Raw genomic sequence first — 15,807 nt, forward strand, 5'->3', positions numbered from 1 at the left:
CTTTCGACGTTGGTCCCATGAATCAGTGGTGGCAGTGGCAAGGCAGTGAGGCGGACACCTCCAACAGCTACGCCGTGATCGGGGTCGGTCGCTTCGGCAGCGCCGTCTGCAAGGAGCTCCTGCGCCATGGCGCCGAGGTGTTGGCGATCGACAACAACCAGCGGGCCATCGATGAACTGCGCCAGATGGACCCGGCGATCGAAGCCCGCGTGGTGGACTGCACCGACGAGGAAGCCCTGCGGGCCGCCGGCGCCCTCGACGTGGGCACGGTGGTGGTCGCCATCAGTGAACCGATCGGCGCCAGCATCACCGCCACCCTGATCGTCAGGGACGGCGAGGGCAGCCGGGTCAGCCAGGTGATCGCCAGGGCCACCAGCGACCTGCACGAAAAGATGCTGCGGCGTGTCGGCGCCGACAAGGTGGTCTTCCCTTCGAAAATGCAGGGAACACGGCTGGGTATGGAGCTGGTCCGGCCCAACCTGCTGGAGCGGCTCCGCCTCGACGACCGCAACAGCATCGAGGAAATCAAGGTTCCGGGCTCCTTCGTCGGCCAGTCGCTGCGGGATCTGAACCTGCGCAAGAACTACAACGTCAGCGTGCTGGCCGCCGGTCCCTCCAACCAGCTCACGGTCAACCCGCCCGCCTCCCACGTGCTCAACGCCTCCGAGCTGCTGGTGGTGATGGGCAGCAGCGAAGCCCTCGAGGCCCTGCCCTCCCACTGACAGCCATGCGGGTGCTGGGCCTGATGAGCGGCACCAGCGCCGACGGGGTGGACGCGGTGCTGGTGCGGCTGGAGGGTCGGTCCGCCCGGCCCCGCTGGCGGATTCTCGCGGGTGCCCACACGCCCTACCCGCCGGACCTGCGCCAGCGCCTGGTGGCCGTTGGCCAGGGGATGCCCCTGGACGCCGACGCCTGGCTGACCCTGGCTGAAGACCTCACCGAGCACCAGGCCGTGGCGGCCCGGGCCTGCGATCCGGACGGCCGCGCCGAGCTGGTGGGCTGCCACGGCCAGACCCTCTGGCACCGCCCGCCGGACGGGGAGCGCCGCGGGGCCAGCTGGCAGCTGCTGCAGGGACCGTTGCTGGCGGAGCTGCTGGGGCGGCCGGTGGTCTTCGACTTCCGCAGCGTCGATCTGGCCCTCGGCGGCCATGGCGCGCCCCTGGTGCCGGCCACCGACGCCGCCCTGCTGGGAAGGATCGCCGGCTGGCGAGCCCTGCTCAACCTGGGCGGCATCGCCAACCTCACCTTGCTCCCCCCACCCACGGGCCCAGACCGCAACGCCCCGGTGCAGGGCTGGGACTGCGGACCGGCCAACACCTTGCTGGATCTGGCGGTCTCCCGCTTCAGCGATGGACGCCTGCACTTCGATGCCGACGGAGCCTGGGCACGGCAGGGCCGCATCGACGAGGGGCGGCTGCAGCAGTGGTTGCGGGAGCCCTACCTCCAGGCGCCGCCGCCCAAATCCACCGGCCGCGAGCTGTTCGGGGCCGCCGATCTTCATCGGCGCCTGGCGGAGCTCGGCGCCGGTGTGGAGCCGGCCGATGCCCTGGCCACCCTGACGGCCTTCAGTGCGGCGGTGGTGGCTCAGGACCTGGCCCGGGGTCCCCGCCCCCTGGAGCTGCTGGTGGCCGGAGGCGGCACCCGCAATGGCTTCCTGATGGAGCAGCTGCAGCGCCGTTGCCGCGGCATGGCGGTGCGCAGCCTGGCCGGCCATGGCATCGCCGATGATCAGCGGGAAGCCCTGGCCTTTGCCCTGCTGGCCTGGTGGCGCTGGCGGGGCCACCCAGGCTCGCTGCCCTCGGTCACCGGGGCCCGGCGGGCCGCCGTGCTCGGGGTGCTGGCCGTGCCTCCCCCGTCAAGGGGATAGGGGGGGCTGGCGCAGGCGCAGCCGGCGTGGCGCCCCGCGCAGCCGCCGGGTGCCGCCCTGCTCCTGCTGTTCGAGCTCACGGCGAAACCGATCGGCGGCGGCGGCGGCCGGCCCACTCGGGTAAGGCGCCTGGGCGGGCTCAGCGGGGCGCTGCAGCTGCTCGAGCCGTTCCACCCCCTGCTGGATCAGCACCTTGGCCATGTTGCTGACCGTGCGCGATTCGCTTTCCGCCAGGGCGGCGAGGCGGGCGCAGAGCTCCTCCGGCAGGACGACCTGGATCCGCGGCGACTTGGGCTTGCCGCTGGAGGAGGTCTGGCGGGTCGGCACGGTGCCTCTGGGTGGGTGCCGGCAAGCGGCTGCCGCTGGGGTACGGCGAGATAGGAAAAAGTGTACAGTGGCTGTCATGGGTAGTATCCAAAAGTAGGGTTGTGGACCGTTCCGGCCCCCGCCCGGAATCCCTTCCCCAAGGCCCAAGCCCACCTGCTCCACGCCCACCGACCACGCCCACCGTCCCCTCCGACGGCCCACCGGCCGCCTCCGCCATGGCCCGATCCACCCAGTCCCGCCCCACCGGTTCCGAGACCCCTCTGCAGCCCAAGAGCCGCCAGAGCCGGCGACGCAGCACGGCGGAACGCAGCGATGTGCTGGTGTCGGCCGTGATCAGCACCTACCTGCTCACCCATCTGCACCACGTGCTGCAGCGGGCCGAGTTCGGCGCCCAGCAGGAGGGACGCCAGTCCCTGGCTGCCAATTACGCCCAGCTGCGCAAGGTGCTCTGTCTTGACGCCCGCAGCATGGAAGACGCCTCCGCCAGCGGTGCCGAGGAGGACCCCAGTCCGCAGGCCGCCTGATCCGTCCCCGTCGCCCCTGAAGTTCCACCCCCAGGGGGCTGCGCCAATGGCCCCCCAGCCCATAAGGTCAGGGAAGAATCCCGGCCAGGATGACCACCAGCAACGCCACCAGCAACGCCTCCGACAACGCCGCAGAGCTCTACGGACGCATCAGCAACGACGGGGAGCTCACCCAGTCACTGTTCCGCCAGGCCCTGCAGGATCCGAGTGGAGCCCTCAGCAGAATCGTCGCCCTCGGCGAGCAGGCCGGCCTGCCGGTCAGCCCGGAGGAGGTCAAGGCCCACCTGGCCGGCCTTGATGACGGGGCCACCAAGCAGTGGCTGATCAAGGCCCGGGGCGGACTCTGAAGCCGGAAAACGGCGTCCCTCCTGCTGGGGCCGGCGCGGCGGTTCCCGCCGCTGGGAGCCCCCGCCCTGGGCCCAGCTGAAGAACAGCCAGTAGCTCGTCAGCGCCAGGCCCGCCGCCACCACCAGGGCGGCGATCTGCTCGAGGCGCTTGATCATTCTGACGACACGACCGAACCGTTCAGTCAGTCTGCAGGACGCCCCGACGGGGGATGATGCGCTCACTGCGACCGCTATCCGCTCCGTGCTGCGCCTCGAACGCATCGGCAAGATCTACCCCACCGGTGAGGTGCTCAAGGACATCACCTGGGAAGTCAAGGCGGGGGATCGGATCGGCCTGGTGGGGGTCAACGGGGCCGGTAAGTCCACCCAGATGCGCATCATCGCCGGTCTGGAGGAACCGACCAGCGGCCAGGTGGTGCGCCAGGGGGATCCCCGCATCGCCTACCTGCAGCAGGAGTTCGATGTCGACCTCGCCCGCAGCGTCCGCCAGGAATTGTTCCAGGCCTTCGGTGAGGCGGCCGAGGTGCTCAACCGCCAGCGCCAGGTGGAAGAGGCGATGGCCAGCGAGGAGGCCGCCAGCGATGCGGCCCTGCTCGACCGGCTGATCGACGACCTCAGCCAGCTGCAGAGCCGATTCGAAGCCCTGCACGGCTACGAGCTCGACGCCCGCATCGACAAACTGCTGCCCAGCATCGGCTTCACCCCCGAGACGGCCGAAAGGCTCGTGGGGGACTATTCCGGCGGCTGGCAGATGCGCATCGCCCTGGGCAAGATCCTGCTGCAGGAGCCGGATCTGCTGCTCCTCGACGAACCCACCAACCACCTGGACGTCGAAACGATCCAGTGGCTGGAGAGTTACCTGGTGGATCAGACCGTTCCCCTGGTGGTGATCAGCCACGACCGGGCCTTTCTCGATCGGGTCTGCAACCAGATCGTGGAGACGGAACGCGGCGTCTCACGCACCTACCTGGGCAATTACAGCCAGCATCTCGAGCAGAAGGCCCTGGAGCGGGAGGCCGGCCAGGCGGCCTTCGAGCGTCAGCAGAAGGAACTGAGCAGCCAACAGGCCTACATCGACCGCTTCCGGGCCAGTGCGACACGCAGCACCCAGGCCAAGAGCCGCGAGAAGCTGCTCGACAAGGTGGAACGGATCGAGGCGCCACTGGAGTCGGTGAGCGGGCCGCGGTTCTCCTTTCCCCCCGCCCCCCGCTCCGGCCGGGTGGTGGCGGCGATCGAGAACCTCACCCACGGCTATGACGACCAGATTCTGTTTCTGGGGGCGAACCTGGAGGTGGAGCGGGGCGACCGGATCGCCTTCGTCGGGCCGAACGGAGCCGGCAAATCCACCCTGCTGCGGCTGGTGATGGGCTACGAGATTCCCCTTGAGGGCCAGGCAGGCCTGGGGGAGCACCACGTGGTGGCGGGCTACTTCGAGCAGAACCAGGCCGAGGCCCTGGATCTGGCCAAAACGGTGATCAACACCCTGTTCGAAGCCGTTCCCGACTGGACCCAGACCCAGGTGCGCTCCCTGCTGGGCGGCTTCGGCTTCAGCAATGACACGGTCTTCAAGCCGGTGGCCAAGTTGAGCGGCGGCGAGAAGGCCCGGCTGGCCCTGGCCCTGATGCTGCTCACCCCCTGCAATCTGCTGGTGCTCGACGAGCCCACCAACCACCTCGACATCCCTGCCAAGCAGATGCTGGAGGAGGCCCTGATGGCCTACGAGGGGGCGGCCCTGCTGGTCTCCCACGACCGCTTCTTCATCGGCAGGGTGGCCAACCGGATCGTGGAGGTGCGCGACGGCGAACTGGTGCTTTATCGCGGCGACTACGCCTACTACCAGGAGAAGAAGCGCGAGGAGGCCGAGGAGCGCCAGCGCCTGGAGCAGGAGCAGAAGCTGGCCGCCAAACGCCAGGAGCAGCGCCAGAAGCAGCGGGCCAAGTCGGCCGCGAAGGCCGGGGGCAAGGACGGCGGTGGCGGCTGACAGGGCGGAGCAAAATACAACTTCATCGTTCCCTAGGCAGGAAGACTCATTTCTCTGGTGCCGTGGGATCTGTGTGCATAGGCTGACAAGGTCACCCATCCAGGAGCAGCGATGACCATCCAGAACGTCGTCACCGACGGTTGGAATGCCGAGCGGGAGGAAACAGCCGGCGCCAACGATGCGATGGAGGTGTACTTCGAGTGCATCACGACCTGCTCCCTGGAGGATGGGGAGTGCGTCACCCGCTGCGTGGAAGAACTGCGCGAGCGCCACTGAGCCCTGCAGTCCCCAGGCCGGGAACCAGGGAGCCTGGTCTGGGAGCCCCCTGCTGCGGATGTTGAGCGGATTTCCTGACCAGGGCATAGGCCCTGTAACAGCCGCTACGTGACATCTTGAAACAGTTTGTAGCTTTGGGCCGGTCAGAAACGCCCCATCGCGCCTCCCACCATGTCCGAACCCCTCGCCCTCAGCCTCGGTCAGAAATTCGAGCTTGAGCGCATGACCCGGGCCATCGACGCCACAGGGGATCCGCAGGTCCTGCGGGGTCTGGCCAAGCAATTGCTGCAGGCCTGGCAGAGCCAGAAGGCGGCCACCCAATGGGTCATGCGGCAGCAACTGGGTGCACCGGCCCGCTTCGGCACCGAACTCGCTGTGGATTCCGGCCTGCTTGATGCCCTGCGTCCGGACGGCGGCAAAGGGGGCATGGACATCCTCTGAGTTCTGCCCAGAGGCCCATCCGTGGCCCGGCCCCGAGGTGGCGGGGTCGGGCCACCCACCTCATCCCTGCCGCATCACCGCCATATCGCCTGGCACAAGGCGCAGATTCAGCGTCGCCCCTTGACGGTTCACCGTCAGGTTGAGCGTTCCTCCCACCCCGGCCCGCTCCACGGCCGTGATCACCTGGGAGGGATCCTTCACCGTCGCCCCCTGGGCCGCGACGATCACGTCACCGGTCCTGAGGCCGCCCCGATCCGCCGGGCCGTTGGGTTGCACGGAAACCACGACCGCACCCTGACCCGAACGCTGGCCGCTGGCCGCCCTGACCTCATCGAGGCCCACGCCGATCATCGGATGGGTGGCACGACCGGTGGCCACCAGTTGATTGACGATGCTGCGGGCCCGGTTGATCGGGATGGCGAAGCCCAGCCCGGCGCCCGGTCCTGAGCGCACCAGGGTGTTGATCCCCACCACCTCGCCATCGGCATTGAGCAGCGGTCCGCCGGAGTTGCCGGGGTTGATGGCGGCATCGGTCTGGATCAGATCCAGCCGCTTGTCGGTGATGCCCAGCTTGGTGGCGTTGCGGTTCAGGCTGCTGATGATCCCCAGGGTGACGGTGTTGTCGAGACCGAAAGGGTTCCCCACCGCGATCGCCCAGTCGCCCACCTGGAGGGCATCGGAGTTGCCCAGGGGCGCCACGGGCCACGGACCCGCCCCCACCAGCCGCACCACCGCCAGGTCGGTGAGCTTGTCGAGGCCAACGACCCGGCCCTCATAACGCCGTCCGTTCTCCAGGCCCACGGTCACCCGGTCGATCTGATCCACCACATGGGCATTGGTGAGCACCAACCCGTCGGACTGCAGGATCACGCCACTGCCCTGGCCCCGCTCGGTACGGCGCGAGGGAGCCCCCTGCTGCGGAATGCCGAAGAACTGACGGAACAGGGGGTCGTTCATCAGTCCCCGGGGCAGACCGCCACCGCCACCGGCAGATTGCACCGTCCGCTCCGTGTCAATGGTGACCACGGCCGGGCCCGCCCGGCGGATCGCCGCCGCCACAAAGGATTGACGCCCAAGCACGGCCCCGGCCGGCTGGGCGAGGCCAGGGGGGGTGAAGGTCGGGCTGATCAGGGCCGTGGTCGCCGTGACCGTGGCCGTGGCCGCCGCTGTGACCGTGGCAAGACCGGCGGCGGCCGCAGCAAGAACGCGGGTGGAACGCATCGCAAAAAGAATCGGCAGTAACAAAACCGTAGACACCTCCCCTGAAAGCAGGAAGGGGAGGCAAACCGGCCTGATCGGCTATGATTTGTAAACTTTCTTATCGGGACATGGACACAAGTCGCCTGCTTCTGGCTTTTCTCGCCTTCGGAGCCGCCTGCACCTCCCTCTGGGCTTGGATGCTGGCCACCTCCACCGCTCCTTCAGACGGGTGATGATGGGGGAGAGTCCGCGGCATGCGGGGTTCCCATCGCGCCATGACTTCTCTCCTCTCGCAGATCTTCCCGATCCTCTATGGAGCCTGCTTTGTTCTGCTGCTCTGGCAGGCGTTCCGGGTCATGGGACGGGGGTTTGGGGCCGTGCCACGCCCGGGCGACCCAGCGGCGGCCGCGACGGATTCCGGCGGCCCCACGGGTGATCGCACGGGCCGGCTGACCATTCATCCTGAGCTCCTCGACGCCGACGGCCAGCTCACCCAGGAGGACCTGCTCACCGTGCGGTTCAGCGGCGACAACGAGCAGCCCGCCTTTCCCGCCGATCCGAACTGACCACGCCAGGCCGACCGCTGAATAGGCTCCCTGAGGTGAACGCGCTCAAAGGCGGAGATCGATGGTGGATCAGAGAACACGAATCGTGGCGGCCGTGCTCGGGGCACTGAAATTGCCACCTCGTTTTCGCCTCAAGATGGTGAAGGACGATCCGATTCGGCTTGAGCTCAGCATCACGCCGTCCTACGGGAAAGACCCGATCCTTGTGGGCATCGTCGAATCCCAGGACCTGGTAGCCCGGCGCGACCGGGAGGGCCGCATTCCCCGAGACCTCCAGGGCACCTGGGACTGGACGGTGCGTCACGGCAAGGTCACCACCGGCGGCTGGAACCCGTACCTGAAAGAGGCCCTGCAGACCATGTTCGAAACCGGCCTGCCAGCCATCGTTTACGAAGAAACCACCGGTGAGGCTTATCACCCGGTGGATGGCCTCCGCCACGTGCGCTGAACCCGCCCCTGCCGATTGACGGGCGCCTCGCGGCCATCACCGCTGCCCTCAGCCCAGGAGCCACCCTGCTGCTCCAGGCCGAACCCGGCGCCGGCAAGACCACCCGGGTCCCCCTGGCCCTGCTCGACGCCTTCGGCCGGGAAGGCCGCCTCCTGATGCTGGAGCCGCGGCGGCTGGCGGCCCGCTCCGCCGCCGAGCGCCTGGCGGCCAACCTCGGTGAACCCCTCGGCGGCCGGGTGGGGTACAGCGTGCGACTGGAATCCCGCACCTCGGTGGCCACCCGTCTGGAGGTGGTCACGGCCGGCCTGTTCCTGCGCCGGCTCCAGGCCGATCCGGCCCTCGAAGGGGTGGCCTGCGTGATCTTCGACGAATTTCATGAGCGCCAGGCCGAGGCGGATCTGGCCCTGGCCCTGGTGCGTCAGGCCCGCAGCCTGCTGCGGCCGGAGCTGCGGCTGCTGGTGATGTCGGCCACCCTTGATCTGGAACCTTTGGCCGCCGAGCTGGATGGGGCCAGTGTGATCAGCTGCGAGGGCCGCAGCCATCCGGTCACGGTCGCCTACCAACCGCCGCGGCAGGAGGAGCGACTGGAGCGCCAGGTGCTGCGGGCCCTTGAAGGCCACTGGCTGGACCAGCCCCAGCCCCGGGGCACCGTGCTGGTCTTCCTGCCGGGCCTCGGGGAGCTGGAGACGACACGCCGGGCCATCGAAGCCACCGCCTGGGGGGCCGAGATCGACTGCGTTCTGCTGCATGGCCAGCTGCCGCTGGCGGCCCAGGGCCAGGCCATCGCGGCGACCCACCAGGCCACCGGCAAGGTGGTGCTGGCCACGGCGGTGGCGGAGAGCTCGCTCACGATCGCAGGGGTCACCCTGGTGATCGACAGCGGCCTGAGCCGCCTGAGTCGCTTCGATCCGGCCACGGGCATGGACGGCCTGGTCACCCAGCCCGCCAGCCAGGCCAGTGCCGAGCAGCGCCGCGGCCGGGCCGGGCGCCTCGGACCCGGCCACTGCCTGCGGCTCTGGTCCCCGGCGGAACAGCTGCGGCGCCCCCCCTTCGATCCCCCGGAAGTGCTTGAGGTCGATCCCCTGCCGATCGCCCTGCAGCTGGCGGAATGGGGTGGGGCGGCGGACGACACGTTGCCATGGATCACCCCGCCCCCCAGGCGTTCCCTGGTGGAGGCCCGCGGCCTGCTGCGTCAGCTGGGGGCCATTGACGGCGACGGACGGCTCACCGACCACGGGCGGGCGATGGCCCGGCTGGGGGTCCATCCACGCCTGGCCCACATGCTGTTGCGAGCCAGGGAACGGGGCTGGGAGTCCCTGGCCAGTGCCGTGGCCGTGCTGCTGAGCGAACGGGATCCGCTCGATCGCCGCGAGGCGGGCAGCGATCTGATGCGGCGGCTCGACTGGCTGCGGCGCCCTGGCGCCAGGCGTCCCTGGCGAGATCTCCAGTCCCAGCTGCTGCGCCAGCTCACGGACAGCCATGGCCCACCACCGTCGGCACGCAGCCGCTCGGGCCGCGAGGCCGCCTCAGGCTCCGAGGATGCCCAGGCGGCCCAGCTGCTGGGCTGGGCCTACCCGGAACGGCTGGCCCTGGGCCGGGGCCGGGGGGATGGGCGCTTCCTGATGCGCAGCGGTCGCGGCGCCGTTCTGCCCCCGGGGGACCCCCTCGCCGGCGCCGAAGCCCTGGCGATCGCCAGTGTCGACGGCCAGGGCCAGGAGGCCCGGGTGCGGCTGGCGGTGGCCCTGTCCCGTCAGGGGCTGGAGGAGCTGCTGGCCGACGGGGTCGAGGAGTGCACCGAAGCCCGCTGGGATGGCAACGACCAGCGGGTGCGCTGCGAACGGCTGCGGCGGAGCGGGGCCCTGGTGCTGGAGCGTCGCCCCTGGCCCGAAGCCACAGGGGAGGTGGTGGAGCGGGCCCTGCTGGAGGGTCTGGAAAGTCTGGGGTTGGAGGTGCTGCCCTGGTGCCGCACCAGCCGCCAGCTGCAGCAGCGTCTGATGCTGGCCCACCGTCACCTGGGGTCGCCCTGGCCCGACCGTTCGCCGGATCAACTGCAGCAGGATCCGGGGGCTTGGCTGGGGCCCCACCTGGGCGGCCTGAGCAGTCTTCAGGATCTGCAGCGACTGGACCTGCCCGAGATCCTCTGGGGCGATCTGGACTGGTCCCTGCGCCGGGAGTTGGAGCGACTGTTGCCCCTGACCCAGCCGGTCCCCTCCGGCCGTCGTGTGCCGTTGGACTACGGCAGCGGCACCCCGGTGCTGGCGGTGAAACTGCAGGAGATGTTCGGCTGTCTCGAAGGGCCGACGGTGCTGGACGGCCGGCTGGCGGTGAGGGTGGAGCTGCTGTCTCCGGCGGGACGCCCGGCGGCGGTCACCAGCGACCTGGCCGGCTTCTGGAGCCAGGGCTACGCCGAGGTGCGCCGGGAGCTGCGCGGCCGTTACCCCCGCCACCCCTGGCCCGAGGATCCCCGCCAGGGCATCGCCAGCGCCCGTACCAAGGCCGCCCTGGCGCGGGAGAGGCGTGGCGGCCAGACCCCGGAGCGTTGATCCAGCTGGTCTGCTCGGACGAGGCCTCCTCAGGCAAGGCCCTTCAGACCAGACCGGCCAACAGATGGCCGAAGCCGAAATGGCGCAGACCCTCGAGGATGCCCGCGCCGCCATGGCCACGGGCGCGATAGGTGCGAGGCAGGCCCGGCAGGGCGCGCACCAGGCCGGGCTCGGCATTGCCCACCATCACGCTCTGAAGCCCCGTTTCGAACATGGCCAGATCGTTGAGGGAATCCCCCGCCGTGACCACCAGGGCGGGATCCAGCTCCAGCCACTCCAGCAACCCCAGCAGGGTGCTGCCCTTGTTGACACCGGCCGGCAACACGTCGAGGTACTTGCCGCCGGAGACAAGGCAATCCACCCCATGGGCCTCGATCGCCGGCAATCGGCTGCGATCGAGCTGGCTGGGGTCGATGGCGTAAGCCAGGCGCCGATCGCTGCTGAGGGGCTCGGCGCAAAGACCCGGTAGGCCCGCCAGCAGGGGCAGCACCCGTGCCGCCCGTCCGCGCCAGAGGGCCTCGATCGGCTCCAGCGCCAGGGGTGAGGGGGTGAGGGAGGCACCGCAGGCCACCGTGCAACCCACATCACCGATCACCAGGTGCGGGGGCTGGAGGCCCAGGACGGCCTCCGCGGCCAGCAGCCGGGCGACGGAACGCATGTCCCGTCCCGTGCTGAAGACCTGCAGGATCCGGTGGCGCTGGGAACCCAGCCAGCCGTAGAGGCGGCGGCGGGTCGGGAGGCTCCCCTCCAGCAGGGTTCCATCGAGATCCGTGACCAGCACCAGCTCGGTCGCCCCGGGTAGCGGCTCCTTGAGATGCTGCTGGAAGTGAGCCCGGGGCGCACGGCGCTGCTCCTCCGTTCCAGGCCCCCAGAGGGAACCCCGGCCGGGGCCGCAGACCGGAATCGTCTTCAAGCCCACCCCAAAGCACGACTGTCAACCGTGCAACCCACACCAGAGTTTGTAGTGCCTGACACTGTCAAGATCCCTCCACGTTTCGTTACAGTGGGGTCTCTTCCGACGGTTACTTCCATGTCTGATGCTTCCCAGCCCCGCTTCGGTTTTGTCAACTTCGCCGAAACCTGGAACGGCCGCCTGGCCATGATGGGCTTCGTGATCGGCCTGGCGACCGAAATTCTCACCGGCCAAGGCATTCTGGCTCAGGTTGGCCTCGGCTGAAGCCCGGCCACCAAGCCAGATCACCAATCCTTGAATCGCATCCTTGGCGTTGGCCGCCGGTTCCACCGGCGGCTTTTTCATGACCCCGGCGGCGGGCCTAGGTTGGGCTTCTTACAGGCTCACGCCCTCCGATGGCAACGACTGCCGCCGTTTCCCGCTTCTATGTCGGCAACCGCCGCGACGGCTCCAGGCTGCTGAGCAGCGCCCTTGTGATCACCGGGGCTGGCCTGATCCGCGTCGACCATCCCATCGGACGGGTCGTTGCCCTGGTGGCCGGCCTGCTGAGCCTCTACTGGTGGCTCTGCTATCGCAAGCTCCAGCACTGATTCCATGCTCACGGCCCCTGGCAGCATCGCGTCCCACCGCCAGCAGGACGGCATTCCCCGGTTCACGGTCGCTGAGCTCAACCAGGCCATCGGCACGTTGCTCGAGAGGGGATTTGCGCCCCGCTTCCTGCTGGAGGCCACCATGGGCCGACCCCAGCAGAAGAAGGGCCATCTCTGGCTGAGCCTGCTCGACGGACAGGCCAGCATCCAGGGGGTGATCTGGTCCTCCCAGCTGCAGAAACTCAGCTTCCTTCCCCAGGAAGGCGATGGGGTGGTGGTGGTCGGCAAGCTCAACTTCTGGGCCGCCCGGGCCAGCCTCACCGTGCAGGTGCTGGATGTGCGTCCCAGCCTGACCACCGTTCTGCGTCAGTTCGAGCAGGTGCGCAGCCGGCTCGAGCCCGAAGGACTGTTTGATCCTGAACGCAAGCGAGCGCTGCCGCCCTGGCCCCGCCGCATCGCCCTGCTCACCAGCGTGCCCAGCGCCGCCCTCGCCGACATGCTGCGCACGGCCCGCGAACGCTGGCCCGCCACGGACCTGCTGGTGGTGCCGATCCCAGTCCAGGGAAACGTGGAATCCCAGATCACCGCTGCCATCGAGAGCGTCTGCCGCCAGGCCGCCAGCCTCGGCATCGACGCCCTGGTGCTGGCCCGCGGCGGTGGCAGCCGGGAGGATCTGGCCGTCTTCGACGGCGAGCAACTGGCCCGCTGCCTGGCAGCGTCGCCGCTGCCCGTGATCTGCGGGATCGGCCATGAGGATGACGTCACCATCGCCGACCTGGTGGCCGACTACCGGGCCGCCACACCGACGGCGGCCCTGGTGGCCGTGCTGCCGGAACGCAGCCAGGTGCTCCGCTCCCTGGCCCAGGAACGCGAACACCTGCAGCGCACCCTCTCTCTACGCATCGCCTCAGCCCGGCAACGGCTGGGCACACGGCAGGAGCAGTTGCAGAAGCTGCATCCGAGCCGTCTTCTGGAGCAGCGACAGCAGTGGCTGGCCCAGCAACGTCAGCTGCTGCGGGCCCTGTCTCCGGCGCACCTGCTCGCCAGGGGCTTCAGCCTGCTGCGGGATCGCGACGGACGCCTGCTGCGTTCCGTGGTTCAGTTCCGACCAGGCGATTCGGTACTCGCCGAACTGGCAGATGGCCGGGTGGCCCTGCGGGTGGAGGCGAGCGAACCAGCCGCTGCCCCCCCTGACGCACCCCCTGGCGACGGCCCCGCCCCAGCCGGGTGAATCGCTGCCCGCCTTTTCCACCACGCACCCATCCCATGGCCAGGCCCAGCACCAGATCCAGCCCCCCTCCCCAGGAGTCCTCCGAACCCGCAACCGTGGCCGAGGAACTGAGCTTCCGCGAATCCCAGACAGCCCTCGAACTCTGTCTGGCCCAGCTGCAGGACGAGGAACTGGATGTGGAGTCCATGGCCGATCTCTATCGCAGGGCCCTGGCCTACGCCGAACGCTGCGAGTCGGTGCTGCAGCAGGTGGAACAGCAGGTGATGCAATGGGATTCCAGCCAGCCGGAACGGGCGCCGACGCCCTACGCCCCATGAGCCAAGCAGCACGCGTCACGCCACAAGACCCTGGCGGTCTGAACTGGGTCGCCTGGCTCTATCTGGCCCTGGCCGTGGCAGGGGCCATCCTGCCCTGGCTGGCCAATCTGGACTTCATCCGGGCGGAAGGGGCGGCCTTTGATCTGGGGCTGTTCATTCGCCAGGCCAATGCCAACCCGGCGGCCCGTTCCCTGTCCAGCGATCTGGCGATCGGGGCCACGGCCGTCACCATCTGGATGGTGCGCGAAAGCCGCAGGCTCGGCATGCGCGGGCTGGGCTGGGTGCTGCTCAGCTGTGTCACGATCGCCTTTGCCTTCGGCGCGCCCCTGTTCCTGCATCTACGCGAACGCCGGCTCCTGGAGCTCTCCCGCCTTGGCCAGGAGCGTCCCGTCGCCAACGGATGAGCCGATCGCTCAGGGGGTTTCGCTTTCCCTGATGGCACCATCGGCGGAGCCGGAGGCCTCCAGATCGACGGCCTCCACGTTGATGGTGACGTCGCGGGCGTCGATCTCCCCGTCGGGCGGGGATCCCCAGAAGAACGCTCCGGACGGGGCGCTGGGCGCCGTTCCAGAGGCATCAACCGCATCAAACGCGCTGCCACAGGCGGGGCAGGCCTCGCTGCCGAGGCTGGTGAAACCGCAGTTCGGACAGGTGCGCAGCCGGCGGCGAAGCACCTGCCAGCCGATCAGACCCACCCCTGCCACCAGCAGCGGCAGAAACAGCAGGGTGAGGGTGAGCCCCCCGATCACATCCAGGAGGATTCGGCCGGCTGAGGTGGGCACCAGGAGCAGGGCGGCCGCCACACCGATCCAGAGCCAAGGGATGCGGCGCTCCATCATCGCTGGAAGCGCGGGTCGTTCTCAATCCACCGCTCCAGTGCCGCCAGACCTTCAAGGCCCGCCCACCCCAGCAGCAGGGCCGCCACCAGCCAGGCGGCCAACAGGCCAAGACCAAGCAGCAGGGGAACCAGCGCCAGGGTGGTCAGGCCGATCACCACAACCGCACCCACGGCCATGCAGACAAGCGCAAGGCTGGCCGGCAATGGCGGTATCCGGAGGGAAAGCTTGGCCAAGGGTCGATCCATCGAAGCGACCTCCATCCTGACGCGAAACAAGCCCGTCCTCAGCGCGGCAGAGGTGTCGATGGCCCCCCAGCGGCACCGCCGGAAAGCACCACACTGAAACACTGGCCGAAGTACAGAACCACCCCCACCAACCAGACCCAGAGCGTGAGCAGCAACACGGCACCCACCACCCCGTAGGCCTGGAAGCGCAAGCCAAGGGCGATCAGGCTCCTGCCCAGCAGCAGGTTGGACAGGGTGAGACTGATGCTCACCAGCAAAGCGCCGGGAATCAAGGGGCGGAAGGGAATGCGGCGCGATGGCAGCAGCCAGAGAAACACCAGGGTGGCCGCGAAGCTGATCACCAGGGAAAGGAGCAGATCCAGGCCAAAGGAAAGGGAACTGAGCAACAGCAAAGGCTTGGGCAGATAGGCCTGCAGCTGCTGCTGGAACCCACTCGAACCGAACAGCCTCACGGTGCTGAACAGCTGGTCAACAACGATCAGAACCCCCACGAACAGAATCAGCGACAGCGCTTTCAGGCGCAGGGCCAGGAATCGGGCCACGTGCTGCTGCCAGCGCAGGTGGTCAAGCCCAAAGGGACGGTTCCACCAGAGCCGATCGGCACCGCGCTGGAGCGTCAGATAGATGTTGCTGGCGTTGAGGGCGAGAAGCACCAATCCGAGCAGACCAGCGCCAAAACCCTGATTGGTGAAACGCCGCAGGGTGGCCTCAAAACCCGGCAGGGAGGAGGCTGGCAGCACCTGGGCCACGTAGACAAGCAGCCGGTCGAAGCGTTCCATGTCGCGTCCGAGCAGCCTGGAGGCCACCGAGAGCGCGATCAACAGGGCCGGGAAAAAGGATTGGAGGGTGTGGTAGGCAAAGGCCGCACTGAGATCAACGCAATCCGAACGCAGCCACAGGGCATAGGCCTTCCAGACGGGGCGGAAGCGGCGACGCCAACTCACGGCAGGATCAACGTCAAGAGTGTCGGGCGGATACGCCAATTCATTCTGCCCACCGTCCGCAGCACCCGGCAGAGCACCAGCAGCCTGCCACCGGCCACCAGCCAGCAACAGACGACCAACAGAAAAGCCACCCTGCTCGGGTGGCTTTTCCTACAGCTCTGATCGGAGCTGATCGCTCACATCACGCCTTACAGCGACGATGGAGCGG

21 protein-coding genes are annotated in these 15,807 nt (G+C 68.7%); 15 read left to right on the top strand and 6 right to left on the bottom strand.

Annotation, left to right across the window (positions count from 1 at the left end; genetic code table 11):
• Positions 1-17: 17 nt before the first annotated feature.
• Together KUG43_RS11495 and KUG43_RS11500 are read left to right on the top strand one after the other, a co-directional pair.
• Positions 18-722: a potassium channel family protein gene (locus tag KUG43_RS11495; protein ID WP_216909165.1), complete on the top strand. Its 705-nt coding sequence runs from the start codon at positions 18-20 to the stop codon at positions 720-722.
• 5 nt (positions 723-727) lie between these two features.
• Positions 728-1,867, top strand: coding sequence for an anhydro-N-acetylmuramic acid kinase (locus KUG43_RS11500; protein WP_216909167.1), 1,140 nt, complete (start codon positions 728-730; stop codon positions 1,865-1,867).
• On the opposite strand, the gene KUG43_RS11505 is transcribed toward KUG43_RS11500, so the two are convergent.
• On the bottom strand, positions 1,856-2,194 hold the full coding sequence (locus tag KUG43_RS11505) for a ribbon-helix-helix domain-containing protein (RefSeq protein ID WP_216909169.1): 339 nt from the start codon (positions 2,192-2,194) through the stop codon (positions 1,856-1,858). The two genes, KUG43_RS11500 and KUG43_RS11505, sit on opposite strands and share 12 nt — an antisense overlap.
• 215 nt (positions 2,195-2,409) lie before the next feature.
• Here KUG43_RS11505 and KUG43_RS11510 point away from each other — a divergent pair, with 215 nt between their 5' ends.
• The 5 genes from KUG43_RS11510 to KUG43_RS11530 all read left to right on the top strand — a co-directional run bounded on the left by KUG43_RS11510 (position 2,410) and on the right by KUG43_RS11530 (position 5,763).
• Positions 2,410-2,718, top strand: a complete 309-nt coding sequence (locus tag KUG43_RS11510; RefSeq protein WP_216909171.1) for a DUF8682 family protein — start codon at positions 2,410-2,412, stop codon at positions 2,716-2,718.
• A gap of 89 nt (positions 2,719-2,807) precedes the next feature.
• Positions 2,808-3,065 carry a DUF8665 family protein gene (locus KUG43_RS11515; RefSeq protein WP_216909173.1) on the top strand — a complete coding sequence of 86 codons (258 nt, stop codon included), beginning with the start codon at positions 2,808-2,810 and terminating at the stop codon, positions 3,063-3,065.
• Positions 3,066-3,306: 241 nt separating this feature from the next.
• Positions 3,307-5,046 carry an ABC-F family ATP-binding cassette domain-containing protein gene (locus KUG43_RS11520; protein ID WP_216909175.1) on the top strand — a complete coding sequence of 580 codons (1,740 nt, stop codon included), beginning with the start codon at positions 3,307-3,309 and terminating at the stop codon, positions 5,044-5,046.
• Positions 5,047-5,157: 111 nt separating this feature from the next.
• A complete protein-coding gene (locus KUG43_RS11525; RefSeq protein WP_216909213.1) occupies positions 5,158-5,322 on the top strand; it encodes a DUF8642 family protein in 165 nt (54 codons plus the stop codon).
• A gap of 171 nt (positions 5,323-5,493) precedes the next feature.
• On the top strand, positions 5,494-5,763 hold the full coding sequence (locus tag KUG43_RS11530) for a hypothetical protein (RefSeq protein WP_216909177.1): 270 nt from the start codon (positions 5,494-5,496) through the stop codon (positions 5,761-5,763).
• Between the two features lie 60 nt (positions 5,764-5,823).
• Here KUG43_RS11530 and KUG43_RS11535 read toward each other — a convergent pair whose 3' ends face one another.
• Complete coding sequence (locus KUG43_RS11535) at positions 5,824-6,984, bottom strand: trypsin-like peptidase domain-containing protein (protein ID WP_216909179.1); 1,161 nt, start codon at positions 6,982-6,984, stop codon at positions 5,824-5,826.
• A gap of 254 nt (positions 6,985-7,238) precedes the next feature.
• On the opposite strand from KUG43_RS11535, the gene KUG43_RS11540 reads away from it, so the two are divergent.
• From KUG43_RS11540 to hrpB, 3 genes are all read left to right on the top strand, one after another.
• Positions 7,239-7,529 carry a DUF2973 domain-containing protein gene (locus tag KUG43_RS11540; RefSeq protein ID WP_216909181.1) on the top strand — a complete coding sequence of 97 codons (291 nt, stop codon included), beginning with the start codon at positions 7,239-7,241 and terminating at the stop codon, positions 7,527-7,529.
• 64 nt (positions 7,530-7,593) lie between these two features.
• Entirely contained in the window at positions 7,594-7,977 is a 384-nt protein-coding gene (locus KUG43_RS11545; RefSeq protein WP_216909205.1) for a DUF8663 family protein, read from the top strand.
• Positions 7,974-10,520, top strand: a complete 2,547-nt coding sequence (gene hrpB, locus KUG43_RS11550; protein ID WP_216909207.1) for an ATP-dependent helicase HrpB — start codon at positions 7,974-7,976, stop codon at positions 10,518-10,520. Before KUG43_RS11545 ends, hrpB begins: the two co-directional genes overlap by 4 nt.
• Positions 10,521-10,563: 43 nt before the next feature.
• Here the strand turns inward: hrpB and KUG43_RS11555 are convergent, their stop codons facing one another.
• Positions 10,564-11,433, bottom strand: a complete 870-nt coding sequence (locus KUG43_RS11555; protein WP_286194684.1) for an HAD family hydrolase — start codon at positions 11,431-11,433, stop codon at positions 10,564-10,566.
• Between the two features lie 117 nt (positions 11,434-11,550).
• Between KUG43_RS11555 and KUG43_RS11560 the strand changes: the two genes are divergently transcribed.
• The 5 genes from KUG43_RS11560 (at position 11,551) to KUG43_RS11580 (ending at position 13,975) form a co-directional block, all read left to right on the top strand.
• A complete protein-coding gene (locus tag KUG43_RS11560) occupies positions 11,551-11,697 on the top strand; it encodes a CAB/ELIP/HLIP family chlorophyll-binding protein (protein WP_015109196.1) in 147 nt (48 codons plus the stop codon).
• A gap of 131 nt (positions 11,698-11,828) precedes the next feature.
• A complete protein-coding gene (locus KUG43_RS11565; RefSeq protein ID WP_216909183.1) occupies positions 11,829-12,023 on the top strand; it encodes a hypothetical protein in 195 nt (64 codons plus the stop codon).
• 4 nt (positions 12,024-12,027) lie between these two features.
• Positions 12,028-13,254, top strand: coding sequence for an exodeoxyribonuclease VII large subunit (gene xseA, locus KUG43_RS11570; protein WP_216909185.1), 1,227 nt, complete (start codon positions 12,028-12,030; stop codon positions 13,252-13,254).
• A gap of 35 nt (positions 13,255-13,289) precedes the next feature.
• Positions 13,290-13,571: an exodeoxyribonuclease VII small subunit gene (gene xseB, locus KUG43_RS11575; protein ID WP_216909187.1), complete on the top strand. Its 282-nt coding sequence runs from the start codon at positions 13,290-13,292 to the stop codon at positions 13,569-13,571.
• Positions 13,568-13,975, top strand: coding sequence for a DUF2834 domain-containing protein (locus KUG43_RS11580; RefSeq protein WP_216909189.1), 408 nt, complete (start codon positions 13,568-13,570; stop codon positions 13,973-13,975). The genes xseB and KUG43_RS11580 overlap by 4 nt, the downstream gene beginning before the upstream one ends.
• Before the next feature lie 9 nt (positions 13,976-13,984).
• Here KUG43_RS11580 and KUG43_RS11585 read toward each other — a convergent pair whose 3' ends face one another.
• From KUG43_RS11585 to KUG43_RS11595, 3 genes are read right to left on the bottom strand one after another with little or no spacing between them, the layout of a single operon-like run.
• Complete coding sequence (locus tag KUG43_RS11585; RefSeq protein ID WP_286194685.1) at positions 13,985-14,410, bottom strand: hypothetical protein; 426 nt, start codon at positions 14,408-14,410, stop codon at positions 13,985-13,987.
• The gene (locus KUG43_RS11590; RefSeq protein ID WP_216909191.1) at positions 14,407-14,643 is read right to left on the bottom strand and encodes a glypican; all 237 of its coding nucleotides are present in this window, start codon (positions 14,641-14,643) and stop codon (positions 14,407-14,409) included. The genes KUG43_RS11585 and KUG43_RS11590 overlap by 4 nt, the downstream gene beginning before the upstream one ends.
• 50 nt (positions 14,644-14,693) lie before the next feature.
• Complete coding sequence (locus KUG43_RS11595) at positions 14,694-15,599, bottom strand: YihY/virulence factor BrkB family protein (RefSeq protein ID WP_216909193.1); 906 nt, start codon at positions 15,597-15,599, stop codon at positions 14,694-14,696.
• Positions 15,600-15,807 lie beyond the last annotated feature (208 nt).

It is taken from the genome of Synechococcus sp. CCY 0621 (assembly GCF_019038465.1).
Lineage (GTDB): Bacteria > Cyanobacteriota > Cyanobacteriia > PCC-6307 > Cyanobiaceae > Cyanobium.

What these genes read in the sequence shown, in the direction of transcription:
- KUG43_RS11515 (WP_216909173.1), top strand. Translation starts at nt 2,808, where the DNA reads ATGACCACCAGCAACGCCACCAGCAACGCCTCCGACAACGCCGCAGAG.
- KUG43_RS11495 (WP_216909165.1), top strand. Translation starts at nt 18, where the DNA reads ATGAATCAGTGGTGGCAGTGGCAAGGCAGTGAGGCGGACACCTCCAAC.
- KUG43_RS11585 (WP_286194685.1), bottom strand. Translation starts at nt 14,410, where the DNA reads ATGATGGAGCGCCGCATCCCTTGGCTCTGGATCGGTGTGGCGGCCGCC.
- KUG43_RS11540 (WP_216909181.1), top strand. Translation starts at nt 7,239, where the DNA reads ATGACTTCTCTCCTCTCGCAGATCTTCCCGATCCTCTATGGAGCCTGC.
- KUG43_RS11565 (WP_216909183.1), top strand. Translation starts at nt 11,829, where the DNA reads ATGGCAACGACTGCCGCCGTTTCCCGCTTCTATGTCGGCAACCGCCGC.
- KUG43_RS11510 (WP_216909171.1), top strand. Translation starts at nt 2,410, where the DNA reads ATGGCCCGATCCACCCAGTCCCGCCCCACCGGTTCCGAGACCCCTCTG.
- KUG43_RS11525 (WP_216909213.1), top strand. Translation starts at nt 5,158, where the DNA reads ATGACCATCCAGAACGTCGTCACCGACGGTTGGAATGCCGAGCGGGAG.
- KUG43_RS11530 (WP_216909177.1), top strand. Translation starts at nt 5,494, where the DNA reads ATGTCCGAACCCCTCGCCCTCAGCCTCGGTCAGAAATTCGAGCTTGAG.
- KUG43_RS11535 (WP_216909179.1), bottom strand. Translation starts at nt 6,984, where the DNA reads ATGCGTTCCACCCGCGTTCTTGCTGCGGCCGCCGCCGGTCTTGCCACG.
- xseB (WP_216909187.1), top strand. Translation starts at nt 13,290, where the DNA reads ATGGCCAGGCCCAGCACCAGATCCAGCCCCCCTCCCCAGGAGTCCTCC.
- KUG43_RS11580 (WP_216909189.1), top strand. Translation starts at nt 13,568, where the DNA reads ATGAGCCAAGCAGCACGCGTCACGCCACAAGACCCTGGCGGTCTGAAC.
- KUG43_RS11560 (WP_015109196.1), top strand. Translation starts at nt 11,551, where the DNA reads ATGTCTGATGCTTCCCAGCCCCGCTTCGGTTTTGTCAACTTCGCCGAA.
- KUG43_RS11500 (WP_216909167.1), top strand. Translation starts at nt 728, where the DNA reads ATGCGGGTGCTGGGCCTGATGAGCGGCACCAGCGCCGACGGGGTGGAC.
- xseA (WP_216909185.1), top strand. Translation starts at nt 12,028, where the DNA reads ATGCTCACGGCCCCTGGCAGCATCGCGTCCCACCGCCAGCAGGACGGC.